General features: G+C 68.0%; 13 protein-coding genes and 1 pseudogene. 6 read left to right on the top strand and 8 right to left on the bottom strand.

Going from position 1 to position 13,913, the window contains the following annotated elements:
• The first annotated feature begins 720 nt into the window (after window positions 1-720).
• A complete protein-coding gene (locus tag NVU01S_RS34775; protein ID WP_043665591.1) occupies window positions 721-1,152 on the top strand; it encodes a type II toxin-antitoxin system Rv0910 family toxin in 432 nt (143 codons plus the stop codon).
• A gap of 38 nt (window positions 1,153-1,190) precedes the next feature.
• Here the strand turns inward: NVU01S_RS34775 and NVU01S_RS34770 are convergent, their stop codons facing one another.
• Window positions 1,191-2,141 (bottom strand): LysR family transcriptional regulator, encoded by a 951-nt coding sequence (locus NVU01S_RS34770; RefSeq protein ID WP_043665594.1) that lies wholly within the window; start codon window positions 2,139-2,141, stop codon window positions 1,191-1,193.
• Between the two features lie 123 nt (window positions 2,142-2,264).
• Here NVU01S_RS34770 and NVU01S_RS34765 point away from each other — a divergent pair, with 123 nt between their 5' ends.
• From NVU01S_RS34765 to NVU01S_RS34750, 4 genes are all read left to right on the top strand, one after another.
• Window positions 2,265-3,371: a tartrate dehydrogenase gene (locus NVU01S_RS34765; RefSeq protein WP_043665596.1), complete on the top strand. Its 1,107-nt coding sequence runs from the start codon at window positions 2,265-2,267 to the stop codon at window positions 3,369-3,371.
• Complete coding sequence (locus NVU01S_RS34760; protein ID WP_244467132.1) at window positions 3,320-4,669, top strand: 2-hydroxycarboxylate transporter family protein; 1,350 nt, start codon at window positions 3,320-3,322, stop codon at window positions 4,667-4,669. Before NVU01S_RS34765 ends, NVU01S_RS34760 begins: the two co-directional genes overlap by 52 nt.
• Window positions 4,666-5,802, top strand: a complete 1,137-nt coding sequence (locus NVU01S_RS34755) for a glycerate kinase (RefSeq protein ID WP_043665602.1) — start codon at window positions 4,666-4,668, stop codon at window positions 5,800-5,802. The genes NVU01S_RS34760 and NVU01S_RS34755 overlap by 4 nt, the downstream gene beginning before the upstream one ends.
• Before the next feature lie 871 nt (window positions 5,803-6,673).
• On the top strand, window positions 6,674-6,958 hold the full coding sequence (locus tag NVU01S_RS34750) for a hypothetical protein (protein WP_043665605.1): 285 nt from the start codon (window positions 6,674-6,676) through the stop codon (window positions 6,956-6,958).
• A gap of 95 nt (window positions 6,959-7,053) precedes the next feature.
• On the opposite strand, the gene NVU01S_RS34745 is transcribed toward NVU01S_RS34750, so the two are convergent.
• Complete coding sequence (locus tag NVU01S_RS34745; protein ID WP_043665607.1) at window positions 7,054-7,551, bottom strand: hypothetical protein; 498 nt, start codon at window positions 7,549-7,551, stop codon at window positions 7,054-7,056.
• 96 nt (window positions 7,552-7,647) lie between these two features.
• Window positions 7,648-8,298 carry a TetR/AcrR family transcriptional regulator gene (locus tag NVU01S_RS34740; RefSeq protein ID WP_244467133.1) on the bottom strand — a complete coding sequence of 217 codons (651 nt, stop codon included), beginning with the start codon at window positions 8,296-8,298 and terminating at the stop codon, window positions 7,648-7,650.
• A 74-nt stretch (window positions 8,299-8,372) separates the two neighbouring features.
• Here NVU01S_RS34740 and NVU01S_RS34735 point away from each other — a divergent pair, with 74 nt between their 5' ends.
• Entirely contained in the window at window positions 8,373-9,056 is a 684-nt protein-coding gene (locus NVU01S_RS34735) for a hypothetical protein (protein ID WP_052280263.1), read from the top strand.
• Between the two features lie 139 nt (window positions 9,057-9,195).
• Here the strand turns inward: NVU01S_RS34735 and NVU01S_RS34730 are convergent, their stop codons facing one another.
• From NVU01S_RS34730 to NVU01S_RS34710, 5 genes and pseudogenes are all read right to left on the bottom strand, one after another.
• A complete protein-coding gene (locus tag NVU01S_RS34730) occupies window positions 9,196-9,945 on the bottom strand; it encodes a class I SAM-dependent methyltransferase (RefSeq protein WP_043665741.1) in 750 nt (249 codons plus the stop codon).
• Window positions 9,946-10,086: 141 nt separating this feature from the next.
• Window positions 10,087-11,115, bottom strand: a complete 1,029-nt coding sequence (gene alc / locus NVU01S_RS34725) for an allantoicase (RefSeq protein ID WP_043665613.1) — start codon at window positions 11,113-11,115, stop codon at window positions 10,087-10,089.
• Window positions 11,108-12,484, bottom strand: a complete 1,377-nt coding sequence (gene allB, locus NVU01S_RS34720; protein WP_043665616.1) for an allantoinase AllB — start codon at window positions 12,482-12,484, stop codon at window positions 11,108-11,110. The genes alc and allB overlap by 8 nt, the downstream gene beginning before the upstream one ends.
• Entirely contained in the window at window positions 12,477-13,670 is a 1,194-nt protein-coding gene (locus NVU01S_RS34715) for a glycerate kinase (RefSeq protein WP_156161447.1), read from the bottom strand. The genes allB and NVU01S_RS34715 overlap by 8 nt, the downstream gene beginning before the upstream one ends.
• A pseudogene (locus tag NVU01S_RS34710) lies at window positions 13,667-13,913 on the bottom strand (glyoxylate carboligase); the annotation flags it as partial. The pseudogene NVU01S_RS34710 and the gene NVU01S_RS34715, both read right to left, overlap by 4 nt.

Raw genomic sequence — 13,913 nt, 5'->3', positions numbered from 1 at the left:
TTTCGTCGTCGAATGGCGCCGAGGAATCGACTCTCCGTCATCGTGCTTCGTCTCGCCTTCCTCGCGACGCCGACCATGCACATCCCTGGTCGGATCTGGTCCACGTCGGAGGACCGGAGACCCTGCGCGCACTGCGGAGGCCGTTCTGCTCTTGCCTCACAGTGCCCGCGGGGCAGGCGATTCCACGGTCGATCGCCGACCGAACGGATTGTGTCCGAACGGTTACCAGAACCCGACGACCCGACATTAGCAGCAATGCAACCAAGTCTCGCCCGATCCACTCACATGATTGCGTTTGCAGACAAGAGGTGACTACCGCACACGAATGCGCAATAATGCTGCGCCCCTGGCGATCACGGCCGCTAGCCACGCAGTGACCAGGGGTGTTTCCCCGGTGCCGATAGAGGACACATCATCCGATCTATTCGTGCCGCCGCACATCTCGCGCATTCTGTCAACCATGCCTACCTAGCCGACAGCCGGAAACAGGCCTGCAACAGGACATTCGGTTTGCTTTTGCCCGAAAGTTAGCTGGTCCGTCCAGTTTGCTATGGACGAGTTACGGACCGGTCGGTCTACCCGACGCGACCTGCATGGTTGCCCGGAAGTCGCCGGTCGGGCGCGACGCCGCCGGCATCGCAGGACTCGAGGCGACCCGGACAATGCCGTCCAGCCGCCGCGCGGGTAACCCAGACTGCCGGTACCGGATACTATGCCGCCATGGCAAAGCTGAAGGTGTCCGTCGATGTGCCGATCTCACCGGAGGACGCGTGGTCGCACACGTCCAACCTGGCCGACCTCGACAAGTGGCTGACGATGCACGAGGCGTGGCGCAGCGAGGTACCGGAGCAGCTCACCGTCGGCACCCAGCTGGTCGGCGTGGCCTCGGTGAAAGGGCTGCGCAACCGGGTGACCTGGACGGTAAAGGCCGCCGAGCCGCCGAGCCGGTTGCTGCTCACCGGGGCGGGCAAGGGCGGTACCAAGCTGGGGCTCGAATTGCTGGTCGCGCCGAAGGGCACCGGGTCGGAGGTGACCGTCGACATCGAACTCGGCGGACGACCGCTGTTCGGGCCGATCGGCGCCGGCGTGGCGCGCGCGGTGAAGGGTGACATCGAGCGGTCGCTGGACAAGTTCGTCGCGCTGTACGCCTGAAAGATGCTGTAGAACAGGGCTTTTGCGTCGAGCGCGGGCTAGCGGGCCGCGTTCGGCGCGCCCTGCGGATCGGGTCCGCCCGCCGCCGCGGTGATCCGGCGGCCGAGCCCCGCCTTCAGATGATCGATCACCGCCCTGGTCCGGCGTGGTAACGGAGCGGCGGCCGCGTATACCGCGTAGATGTCCGCGGGCGGCGTTTCCAGCTCGGGCAACACCTGAACCAGCGACCCGTCCTTCAGCAGCGGATCGACGTGCCAGCGCGACCGCATGACCAGCCCGCGACCCTCCAGACACCAGCGGGTGATCACGTCGCCGTCGTTGCTGATCAGGTTCCCCGCCACCCGGACCGCGAGTTCCTTTCCCGCGCTCTCGAACCGCCACAGCGCGTAGTCGGATTCGTTCTCCCGCAAGATGATGCAGTTGTGCTCGGCCAACTCCTTCACCGTGGCGGGCATGCCGTGCCTGCGCACATACTCCGGGGCCGCGCACACCACCCGCCGATTGACCCACAGCCTGGTCGCGGTCAGTCGTGAATCCTGCAGTGTGCCAACGCGAATAGCGACGTCATACCCGGTGCCCGCGATGGTCAGCGGCAGCGCGGACAGCTCCAGATCCACCTGCACCGACGGGTGCCGCTCGACGAAATCCGCGACCAGCGGCGCGATGTGCGCGCGGCCCAGGCCGATCGTCGACCGCAGGTGCACCCGCCCGCGCAGATCGTGGCGCTGCTCGGCAATCGAGTCCTCCAGTTCCTCGAGCTGCGCGGCGATCACCGCGGCGCCCGCCGCATACCGCTCCCCCTCCGGGGTCAGCGTCAGCCTGCGCGTACTGCGCTGCACCAGCACCACCCCGAGCCGGGCCTCCATCTGCGCGAGCCGCTTGCTCACCGACGACACCGAGATGCCGAACTCCCTGGCCGCCTCGGTCAGGCTGCGCGAGCGCGCGACGATGTCGAAAAACGTCACGTCGTCGGTGGACGCACCGTACACGGCGACCTCCTTCGTCTTTTCCTTTCGGGAAAAAGTCTCTTGCGCGTTCCGTGCTTTTGCCGCGGAATATCCGAGCCTACCGTTGAGAACGTCTCGTTACCAAGAAGATCGGAGCACGCGACGATGGGTGCCACACACCGAATTGCTGTCATTCCGGGCGACGGCATCGGCAAGGAAGTCGTGCCGCAGGGAATTCGAGTTCTCGCGGCCGCGGCGGCCGCATTCGACTTCACCCTGGATATCACCGAGTTCGATTTCGCGAGCGCGGACTACTACACGGCGACCGGGAAAATGCTGCCGGACGGCTGGTTCGATCAGCTGTCCGCCTTCGACGCGCTCTTCTTCGGCGCCGTCGGCTGGCCCGAGGTGGTGCCCGACCACATCTCGCTGTGGGGCAGCCTGCTGCAGTTCCGCCGCCATTTCGACCAGTACGTGAGCCTGCGCCCGGTCCGGCTGCTACCGGGTATCAGCAGCCCGCTCGCGGGCCGGCGGCCCGGCGACGTCGACTTCTACGTGGTCCGGGAGAACACGGAGGGCGAATACTCGAGCGTGGGCGGCAAGATCTTCGAGGGCACCGACCGGGAAACGGTACTGCAGGAGACCGTGATGACCCGCACCGGTGTCGACCGAATCCTGAAGTACGCGTTCGAACTAGCGCAACGCCGACCGAAACGGCATCTCACCTCCGCCACCAAGAGCAACGGTATTTCCATCTCCATGCCCTATTGGGACGAGCGCGTCGCGAACATGGCGGGCAGTTATCCCGACGTGGCGGTGGACAAGTACCACATCGATATTCTGACGGCGAATTTCGTCTTGCACCCGGACTGGTTCGATGTGGTGGTCGCGAGCAATCTCTTCGGCGATATCCTGTCCGATCTCGGGCCCGCCTGCACCGGCACCATCGGCATCGCGCCGAGCGGGAACATCAACCCCGAGCGGCGTTTTCCGAGCCTGTTCGAGCCGGTGCACGGCTCGGCGCCCGATATCGCCGGGCTGGGGATCGCCAACCCCATCGGCCAGATCTGGAGCGGCGCGATGATGCTCGAGCACCTGGGCGAAGACGAGGCCGCCGCGGCGGTGCTCGCCGCCGTCGAAGCGGCACTCGTCCAGGACAGGTCCGCGATGACACCGGATATGGGTGGATCCGGGACCACGGCGTCCTTCGGTGCCCTGGTGTGCGCGCAGCTCGAGGCGGCCACCTCGATGACCGCGGCGAGGCGATCATGAAACTCGACGCCCGGCCCCGTTCGTTCCCCGCGCCCGCGCTCGACGGTATCCCGCTGCTCGTGCCGGTGGTGCTGACCGCGGGCGTGCTCGCCGCTGGCTTCTTCGATGCCATACCCGAGAACATGATCGGCGGGCTCGCGGTGATCGTCGGGCTCGGCATGCTGCTCGGCCCGCTCGGCAACCGGCTGCCGGTCATCTCGAAAATCGGTGGCGGCGCGTTGATCTGCCTGATGGTGCCCTCGATTCTGGTGTACCTCGGCGCTTTCGACGAGAACACGCTCGCTGCGGCGAGTGCGCTGATGAAGCAGGCCAACTTCCTGTATTTCGTCATCTGCACGCTGGTGGTCGGCAGCATCCTCGGCATGAGCCGAAAGGTGATGATCGGCGGGCTGATCCGCATCTTCCCGCCGCTGCTGCTCGGCACCGTGATCGCGGTGTCGGTGGGGATCGCGGTCGCCATGGCGTTCGGCTACGGCTTCCATCGCGCGCTGTTCTACATCGTCGTGCCGATCATCGGCGGCGGCATCGGCGAGGGTGTCATTCCGCTGTCGTCGGCCTACGCGTCGGCGCTCGGCGGGCAGCAGGCCGATTTCGTCGCCGAACTCATTCCCGCGGCGATCATCGGCAATATCGCCGCGGTCATCACGGCGGGCGTGCTGCGCCGCCTCGGCGATCGCCGTCCACACCTCGACGGTGGCGGGCAGTTGGTGAAGGTGCCGTCCGCCGATACCGGCCCCGCGGAACCCGCCCCGCGCGATCCGGCCGCGCCCCCGCGCAATCACGCGCTCGGCGTGCTGCTCATCTGTGGCATGTTCGTGCTCGCCACCCTGCTGGAGCACGCGGTGCACCTGCCCGCGCCGGTGCTGGTGATCATCATGTCGGTGCTGTGCAAACTGTTCGGCGTCTTTCCGCCGGTGGTCGAGGACAGCGTGCGCGGTGTCTATACCGTCATCTCGAAACATTTCATCTACCCCACGATGATCGGGCTCGGCCTGCTGTACCTGCCGTTGCAGAGCATCATCGGCGTGCTGTCGGTGGGGTATGTGATCGCCTGCGTCGCCGTTGTCCTGTCGATGGCCGCCACCGGCTATGTCGTCGGCCGCGCCATCGGCATGTATCCGGTGGACGCCGCGCTGGTCACCGTGTGCCACAGCGGCCTCGGTGGAACCGGCGACGTGGCCATCCTTTCCGCGTCGAACCGGATGAATCTCATGCCGTTCGCGCAGATCTCGACCCGGATCGGCGGCGTCACCACGGTCATCTCGGCGGCCGCGCTGATCAAGGTGTGGCAAGGATGAGAGTGCTGGTCGCGCCCGACAAGTTCAAGGGCAGCCTGTCCGCCGCCGAGGTGGCCCGCTGTCTTGTCCTGGGGCTCAGCGCCTCCGGGGCCGAGTGCCGGGCGTTGCCGCTCGCCGACGGCGGCGACGGCAGTGTCGACGCCGCCGTCGCCGCCGGCTTCGAGGCCGTGCCGGTCACCGTCGCGGGCGCGACCGGGACGCCGCGGCAGGGCCTGATCGCCCTGCGCGGCGACACCGCCGTCGTCGAGGTCGCGAATACCTGCGGACTCGCCACCCTGCCCGGCGGGCGGCTCCGGCCGCTCGACGCGTCGAGTCTCGGCCTGGGACAAGCGCTTCGGCAGGCGCTGCGGTTCCAGCCGCGACGGATCGTCCTGGCGCTCGGTGGCAGCGCGAGCACCGACGGCGGCATGGGGTTGTTGACCGCCATGGGGTTCCGGTTCACCGATGCCGCCGGGCGGGTGCTGCCGCCGAGTGGTCGTGCACTACTCGACATCGCCGCGGTCGACGTGTCCGCGGCGGTGCGCCTGCCCACCGTCGAGTTGGTGCTCGCCTCCGATGTCACCAACCCGCTCACCGGACCCGACGGTGCGGCCGCCGTCTACGGCCCGCAGAAGGGCGCGACCCCCGCGCAGGTGCGCCGCCTCGACGCAGACCTGCACCGGTTCGTACAGACGCTGTCCCACAACGGTTTTCCCCAAGCCACGGCCCTCGCCGCGACTCCGGGAGCAGGCAGCGCAGGCGGCGTCGGCTTCGCCGCCCTGCTCCTCGGCGCCCATCCGCTCTCCGGCGCCGACTACTTCCTCGACCTACTCGACTTCGACCGGCACCGCGCCACCGCCGACCTGATCGTCACCGGCGAAGGCCGCCTCGACCAGCAAACCGAACGCGGCAAACTCCCCGCCGTCATCGCCCATCGCGCCGCCCCCACCCCCGTCATAGCCGTCGCCGGCCGCAGCGACCTCCCCCGAACCCACTGGCCCCGAGCCGGTTTCACCCACGTCTACACCCTCACCGACCTCACCCCCACCGACACCGCCCACAACCCCACCCTCACCGCCCACCTCCTCACCCGAATAGGAACCCGGATAGCCACCCTCGGCCCGACCGTTCACACGAGCTACACATCATGCTGAGCAACACTGCCACAAGGTAATTCACGTCTTCTGTTATCCGCGTGTCGGCCGGAGCTGGGGCGCACCATCATGTCGTGCGCCCGGACCGCAAAGGCTCAAGGCAGAGCCGGGGTACGAATTATGCCGAAACTCATTGCTGTGCAGCGGCAGTTCTGTTCACGCCCAGCGCCGCAGCGATCGACGTGACGACGACGGTCGCCGCCACCTCGGAAAGCCATGGCGGCCCGGCGGGGACCGGCTGCAAGGTCACTCTCACCTAGTTCTGTCTCGCAGTGGTGAGGCGGGCCATTAGCAGCTGCACCGCTTCTCGGGATCTACACCTTTTCTGGGCGGCCAGAAGGGGTGTGGATCCCGAGAAGTGGTGCAGGTGTGTGGCTTTCGCGTGTCGACACGGGGCTAACTGTCGCTTGGTTTGCTTGCGTTCGGGCTTGTTGGCTGGCTGCCGAAGTGTGACTTGCTCAGGTTGGTGTGCCTGCCGCGGGAGTTACAGGGATAGTGCTGGGCGCGTCAGGTGGGGTTCCCGGCTTCAGGCGCACGTCAGGTGCGTGAAGGTGGGGTTCCGGCGTGGTCGTCTGGCTGTGGTGCTGTCTTCGAGAGTTCCTCGACGAGGTAGCAGCGGTTTCGGATGGGGGGTTGTGGATCGGCGTGTTTGCTGGGCGAGTCGCAGGGTCACAGACCTTCCATACGGTTCACAGCAGCTATAAACCCTGTGAACAGTATGAAACCCCTGTGATCGCCAACCTATCTGTCGCTTGGTCCACACCACCCGGCCCGCCTTCCAACCGCCCCTCTCTTTTCCCGAGCCGCTCGAGACGCCACCGCAGCCAGATGACCACGCCGGAAACCCACCTCGGGCAGCCATGGCGGCCGGGTGGGGACCGGCTGCAAGGCCACTCTCACGTCCACCACGACACCCGCGCCGACAACCGGCTGGTCGGCCTTCTTCTACGACAACGATGTCTTCCTCGGAACAGGTCCGGCCACCGGCCCCGGCGGACAACGCACCCTCACATGGACCCCCACCACCACCGGCACACACGTCCTCCGAACCGACGTCATCCTCGGCCGCCCCTACCCACCCTCCTCCGGCTCGACCACCGTAGCGGTGACCACCGGCCTCGACCTCGGCACCATCTGTATTCCGCTGCCGTTCTGACGCACCGCGCCGACCTGGACGAGTACGTCCGGAACTCAGTACTCCGTTCGGCTACCACAAGCGGCTGCGTGGCGCGCCAGGTCTGGTCGAACTGATCAGGACTTACTCGACTCGCTCTCTCGCCAGCCGTACCAGGACTCCGAGATGAGTACCGCTACGCCCAGCAGCAGGTTCGCCAGCACGATCATCCACAGGCCGGCGAGGGGTGTGCCGGCGTCGAACGAGCGCACCAGGATCGCGACACAGTAGCTGCACCAGAGCGTGAGGAGGAAAGCCAGAACGCCCCCGTAAGCCCGGGTGTACTCACCACGGGAGGAGTGCATGCCCAAGACTGTCCCCGCCACGACAACGGCCGGCAGAGTTCCGCCGACCAACACGACGGCCTGGATCGGGGCCCGCACCTCTCCGAAGGGGTACACCTCGCGGGTTCGCACGAATTTCCAGCCACCGTCGGTGAAGTCGGCCAAGGGCTGGGTCAGCGCCACGGCCCACAGCGCGAAGGCCAGGCCTACACAACTCCGAAGGAACCAGAAGCGGCCTGGCTCATCGCGTGGCGCCTCGTCATCGCTGCTGCTTTCAGGGATCGGATGCACGGAGCCCCCGCTCTACGAACGTACGCAACCATTATCGCCGATGCGGGTCGAGTCAGCGCTTGTGTGATCGCGCGAGATCTGTTGGGGTGCGGTGGTTCAGTGCCCGGAGTCGTCGCGGAACACGAGACGGATGAAAGTTTCGGCGTGGCGGGAGATTTCGGCGCGGGCTCGGGCACGTTCCTCGTCGGGGGCGTGGGCGTGCAGGTGCAGGACCCGGGTGAGGCCGATCAGACCGGTGAACGACATCGCGAGATCGTCCGGGGTGGCGAGGCCGGCGGGGATCCGGTCGGCGGCGATCCATTGTTCGAACAGGCGGCTCACGGGCAGGCGCATGGCCGAGATCGCTTGTTGCAGTGCGGGACTGTGCAGCAGTCCGTCCTGCGCCATGACGCTGATCAGTAACCGAGCGTCGTCGTGTTCCCAGCTTTCGAGGACCGCGCGCACCAGTTCGCGTAGATATCGCGGCGGGTCGGTGTCGACGAGGGCGGCCGTGGCAGCGTCCATCATGTCGAGCGGGTTGGTGGGACCGAGGGTGGCGAGTACGGCGTCGAAGATCGCCTGCTTGCCGGCGAAATGTGCGTAGAGCACGCTCTCGCTCAATCCGACCTCGCGCGCGATGGACCGGATCGACGTGCCCGCGTACCCGTTGCGGGCGAACAGGCGCAGGGCGGCGCTCAACAACGCGGCTTTGGTGTCGCCCGCATCCGCCTTGCGTGGCCGTCCAGGTCTACGCCGTGGTGTCGTCATGCCACTTCCGCCCTTCCCACTCGAGGCTTACAATTAATCGAACGCTCGATTATTTTACTGGAAAGGACGAGATCATGAGCACCGACCCGCGCACCCAGACCAACCCGCCCGCGCCATACGTCGAACCTGCCCCCTACGGCTATCTCTACCTCGGCTTCCGCGTGGACCCACCCCGGCGAATCCCGTTCGTGCCCCGCAGTTCTCGTCGCCGCGAGGTCTTGCGCCGGTGCCAGGACCTCACACGCCGACTGGCGGGGATGGATGAGGTGCTCTCGGCCAGGGCCTACCGCGCCATCGCGATCCAGCCGTCGGAGGTGAGCCCCCGCTTCGACGTGATCGTCCTGATCGAGACCGGCACACCGGAGACGCTCGCCACGGTGCAGGCCACGCCGGAGTTCCAGCAGCTCGGCGCCGACTTCGTCATGCCCGCCCGCAATATCAGACGCCTCGGCGACATCGACCGGGCACCGACCGGCACCTTCCTGTTCAACCACTTCACCGCCGACGACTACGACCGCGCCTTGCGCTATTTCGACTCGGTCGCCGGCTGGTTCAACCACGATGCCGAGGTGGACGACATCGCCCTACTCGGCCCGATCGAAGACGCCCCCTACGTCTTCGTCAACCAGGTCCGCCTGCCCGGCACCCTCGCCGCCTTCATCCTCGCCCTGCTCCGCCCGAACTTCCGCCACTCGGTGCACGATGTGATGGTCGCCAACCGCGTCGGCTTCGCATCCATCATCTGCAAGCCCGTCTGAATCGCACCACGCACGCAATCCCGTTGGCGCCCTTCCTTTCCGCCGGTAGGCTGAGCGAATGATTCACCGCGCCGGACGCCTGGAGCGCCCGGGTCGCGCGCTGGCAAAGAGGTATCAGATCTGCTGAGTCAGGATGTCTTCACTCGGCCGACAGGTCCGCGGTGACGAGCCGATAGCCGAGGTCGAGGTGGGGACGGTCGAGGAGGTCGGCGTAGCGGACGGACCAGGAGCCGTCGGTGAGATCTCGCCGCAGGCGTGACAATCCTTCTCGGAGTCGCGATTCCGGCGTGAGCGCGAGCATGGATATTCCGGCTCGGACGGTTTCGTCGAGGTAGGCCTCGGGACGACGCCAGTAGGCGCCGCCGAAACCGTCGACACAGTCGTGTGGCACCGGGACCGGCTGTACGACAAAGTTTTCCAACTGAGCGGTCAAGCGAGCCAAAGGCACGGCGAGGCGCGCGTCGGTTGCCGCGGCCGCGGGTAGGTAGTCGCGCACCAACCAGAACTGCCGGAACACCGCGTGATCCCAGGTGAGGATCACGATGCGACGCCGCGCAACTCGGATCATCTCCGCGATGCCGCGCTCGAGGTCAGTCCAGTGATGGATGGTGAGCACCGCCAAAGCGGCATCCACGGCACCGGTGCGGATCGGCAACTGTTCGGCGGCCGCGCGCACGGCAGCGGCGGCACCGCTCGGCCGCTGCGCGATCATCACCCGGCTGGGCTCGACCGCGAGGACGGTGCCGCCCGGTTCGTAGGAGCCGGTGCCCGCGCCGATGTTCACGATCGACGCCATACCCGCGAGGGACGCATCGATCGCGGCGGCGATGCGCGGATCCGGCTGCCGGGTCGCCGCATACGTGCGTCCGGTGGTGTCGTACACCGTCATCGCCGCCACCTCGCCGAGCGGCCGCGACGGCCACCCACTCCGGTCCGGACTTCGATCGCCATCGTCGGACCTTAGCGGGCGCACGGCCGCCGCAGCCACCCCGTCAGCGGGACGGCCACGCTCCCACTCGCGGCGCAGGAATCACTTACCGTCCGACAACCAGCGCGAATTCAGCTCCCGCTCGGCCGCCGCGGTGAGCGCACCGAACACCCGCAACCGCGCGATACCCCCGTCCGGGTAGATGTCGACGCGGACATGCGTGGCAGCCCGATCCGACGGCGCGAGCCGGAAACGATGCGGGGTGTCGGGCTGCAATGCCGTGCGCGGCAACAGCTCGAACCAGGCCGCGTCGTCGCTCGGCGGCAGCGGCCCCGGCCCCTGGTGATCGATCGCCACGACGCGGGCTTCGCCGGGCGAGTTGAACAGCAGATGCGTGGTGTCGAGTTCGATCAGCGCGGGAACCCCCTGCGCGGCGAGCTGGATTGTCGCCCAGTCGTTTCCGCCGTCCCGGCGGCGCGCGGTCTCCCAGCCCTCGGCCTGGTTGCGCGCCAGGCCGGGTGCGAGCATGTTGTCCGGCGCCGAGTAGAACATGTTGGAGCAGGCGATGGTTCGCGCGCCGTGCGCCAGTGCGGCGAGGTCCACGGTGAGCCCGGTGAGCAGCGTCGGGTCCGGGACCACCTCGCCGTGTACGCGCAGGCGGGCGACGCCGCCGTCCGGGAAGATGTTCAACCGGACGTGGGTGAAGATGCGGTCGTCGGCCACCGGCAGCTCGTGCTTCGCGTCGCCGCCGAGCGCGGTCCGCGGCACGATCTCCACCCATTCGGCCGAATCCAGTTGTGCCGGAGACGGATAGCCAGGCGCACGGCAGGCCTCGACCGAGGTGAACGGCGGGTAATTGCCTTTGAACCAGGCCGTGTCGACGACCACGCCGCGGATCACGCCGGGCATGCCGAGCCGGATGACGGCCCAATCGTGGCCGGGTCCGCGATGCCGGCGGGTCTCCCAGCCGTCGTACTCCTGCCCTTTGGGACCGAAGGTGTGCTCGGCGAACCGGGGTTCCCAAGGGTTGATGAGGTTTTCGCGTTCCTCGAACGATTCGTCGCTCGCGGCGATCACACCGGCGCGGTTGGTACGCAGCGCCAGGTCGGGCAGGTTGGTGAAGTCAGACATATTTCCCTTGTCGATTGCGGTTCGCGATGGTCTCGGCGGGTGCTGTAGCCCACTGCGGTACAGCGACTCTGGGCTGCGTGAGCAGCTCCCCCGCCGGGGGATGCCCGTTGCCGACGACGCGTCCGCGCAGCCAGGTCGCGTGCACGAGGCCGCGCAGCTCACGTCCGCCGTAGGGCGTGATCGGGTTCTTGTGCGCCAGGGCGGCGGGATCGACGGTGACCGGCGCCCACGGATCGAAGGCCACGAGGTCGGCGTCACCACCGACCGCGATCCGGCCCTTCTGCGGTAGCCCGGCCAGCTCCGCGGGGGCAGCGGCCATCCAGCGCACCACATCGGTGAGCCGGAATCCCCGTTCGGCGGCGGCCGTCCACACCGCGGGCAAGCCGATCTGCAGCGAGGAGATTCCGCCCCACGCAGTGGCGAAATCCCCCTCCTTCAGCTCCGGCGTGCACGGCGAATGATCGGAGACCACGCAACTGAGCACGCCATCGGCCAGGCCCTGCCACAACGCGTCCTGATTGCCGGAATCCCGAATCGGCGGACAGCATTTGAACGCGGTGGACGACGCCTCCGCCGCCGAGAGCGTCAGATAGTGCGGACAGGTCTCCGCGGTGATCCGCACGCCACGGCCCTGCGCCTGTGCCAAGGGCTCGAGACAAGCCGCGGCCGAGACGTGCAGGATGTGCGCCCGCACCCCGGTGAGTTCGGCGAGCGCGATGACTTCTTGCACCGCGGCCTTTTCCGCCTCGCCCGGCCGGGAATCGAGGAACGCGCGATACGTCCCGTCGACCGGATCGTGCAGCCGCACCGGATCTTCCGCGTGCACCACGAGCAGACCGTCGTACGCGGCCAGCTCGCGCATCACCTGTTCGACCTCGCCGAGCCCGAGCGGCGGGAACTCGTCGACTCCCGAGGGCGAGAGGAAGCATTTGAAACCGACCACCCCCGCCTCGTGCAGCGGTCGCAGCGCGGCCAGATTGCCGGGGATCGCGCCGCCCCAGAAGGCCACGTCCACATGGCATTGCCCGTCCGCGACAGCCTGTTTGGTGCGCAGATGCGCCACGGTGACCGTCGGCGGCAACGAATTCAGCGGCATGTCGACGATCGTCGTCACTCCGCCCGCGGCAGCCGCCTTGGTGGCCGTGGCGAAACCCTCCCACTCAGTGCGCCCCGGCTCGTTGACGTGCACATGGGAGTCCACCAGGCCGGGCAGCACGACCAGATCGGCGAGGTCGGTCGTCGCGGCCGCGGGCAGCACGGCTTCGTAGTCGGCCAGCGCCGCGATCCTGCCGTCCCGCACCGCGATCGAGGCCGCGCGGATCCCCTCCGGCAGCGCGACCCGCCGGGATCGGATCACCAGATCATGCATGGGCTTTCGCTCCCAACCAGGCGCAGGCGAGATCGCCGGCCAGCTGTTCCAGCAGTGGTCCCGCCTGCGCGATGCAGACCTCGGGGTCGGGCTCGAGGTCGGTCAGCGCGTACGCGGCTTCGATGTGCGCGCCCCGCAGCTGCTCGTCGGTGAGCGCACGCTGCCCGGCCACCGCGACGACCGGCACGGACGCGCTCGCCGCCGCTCGCGCGACACCGACCGGCGCTTTGCCGTGCAGGGTCTGCGGGTCGAGCGAGCCTTCCCCGGTGATCACCAGGCGAGCCCCCTGCACCTGTTCGGTGAACGACATCAGCTCGAGGATCAACTCGATGCCCGGTCGCACGCTCGCACCGAGGAAGGCGAGCGCGGCATAGCCGACCCCGCCCGCCGCCCCCGCTCCGGGCCGCTGCGCCACCGTCGCACCGAGGTCGCGTTCGACGATCGAGGCCAAACGTGCCAGACCCCATTCCAATTCGTCGACTTCCCGCGGCCGCGCCCCCTTCTGCGGACCGTAAACCTGTGCGGCGCCGCGCGGCCCGAGCAGCGGGTTGTCGACGTCGGAGGCGACGATCACCGGCACCTGCAGCATGTCCGTGGCGTCGATGCGCGCCAGCCTGCTCAATGCGGCTGCGCCGGGCGGCAACTCCCGATCGTGCTCGTCGAGAAAGCGCACGCCCAGCGCGGACATCATGCCCACCCCGCCGTCGGTGCAGGCACTGCCGCCGAGCCCGAGCACCACCTGGCGGGCACCGCGCAGGGCCGCCGCGCGGATCAGTTCGCCCGTGCCGTAACTGGTTGCGGTCATGGCGGTTTGGTAGGTAGGCCGCATCGGCAGCCGTCGCAGGCCGGACGCTTCCGCCAGCTCGACCACGGCCGCCTCGCCCCTCATCGCGAACGAGGCGGCCACCGGCACGCCGAGCGGACCGGTGACGCTGGTCTGGAAGCGGACGAAGCCCGATTCCACCACCGCGTCCACCGTGCCGTCCCCGCCGTCGGCCACCGGCATGGTGACGAGCGGGAGATCCGGGCGGACCCGGCGGAGTCCGGTCGCGAGGTGCGCGGCGACCTCGGGCGCGGTGAGCGAGCCCTTGAACTTGTCGGGGGCCAGGACGCAGTGTCCGTCGCGCCACCCGCCGCGCACGATCGCCGATCGCAGCTCTCCCGGCGGCGCGTCCGGCCTGCTCACCGCCCGCCTCCCACCGGTTCGGGTGCGACGGGAACGGTGGCCGTAGGGGCGTCCGCGGTCGAGACCGCCAGTTCTTCGAATTCGGTGATGTTGTCGATCTCGAGGCCCATGGACACGTTGGTGACCCGTTCGAGGATGACCTCGACCACCACCGGGACGCGGTGTTCGGCCATCAGCTTCTTCGCGTCTTCCAGGGCGGGACCGATGTCGTCGGGTTCGAACACCCGGATCGCTTTGCACCCC

The sequence above is a fragment of the Nocardia vulneris genome, assembly GCF_001613425.1.
GTDB classification, from domain to species: domain Bacteria; phylum Actinomycetota; class Actinomycetes; order Mycobacteriales; family Mycobacteriaceae; genus Nocardia; species Nocardia vulneris.
This window is presented reverse-complemented; position numbering and strand designations above follow the sequence as displayed.

What these genes read in the sequence shown, in the direction of transcription:
- NVU01S_RS34730 (WP_043665741.1), bottom strand. Translation starts at nt 9,945, where the DNA reads ATGACGGTGTACGACACCACCGGACGCACGTATGCGGCGACCCGGCAG.
- NVU01S_RS34735 (WP_052280263.1), top strand. Translation starts at nt 8,373, where the DNA reads ATGAGCACCGACCCGCGCACCCAGACCAACCCGCCCGCGCCATACGTC.
- NVU01S_RS34740 (WP_244467133.1), bottom strand. Translation starts at nt 8,298, where the DNA reads ATGACGACACCACGGCGTAGACCTGGACGGCCACGCAAGGCGGATGCG.
- NVU01S_RS34775 (WP_043665591.1), top strand. Translation starts at nt 721, where the DNA reads ATGGCAAAGCTGAAGGTGTCCGTCGATGTGCCGATCTCACCGGAGGAC.
- alc (WP_043665613.1), bottom strand. Translation starts at nt 11,115, where the DNA reads ATGTCTGACTTCACCAACCTGCCCGACCTGGCGCTGCGTACCAACCGC.
- NVU01S_RS34755 (WP_043665602.1), top strand. Translation starts at nt 4,666, where the DNA reads ATGAGAGTGCTGGTCGCGCCCGACAAGTTCAAGGGCAGCCTGTCCGCC.
- NVU01S_RS34765 (WP_043665596.1), top strand. Translation starts at nt 2,265, where the DNA reads ATGGGTGCCACACACCGAATTGCTGTCATTCCGGGCGACGGCATCGGC.
- allB (WP_043665616.1), bottom strand. Translation starts at nt 12,484, where the DNA reads ATGCATGATCTGGTGATCCGATCCCGGCGGGTCGCGCTGCCGGAGGGG.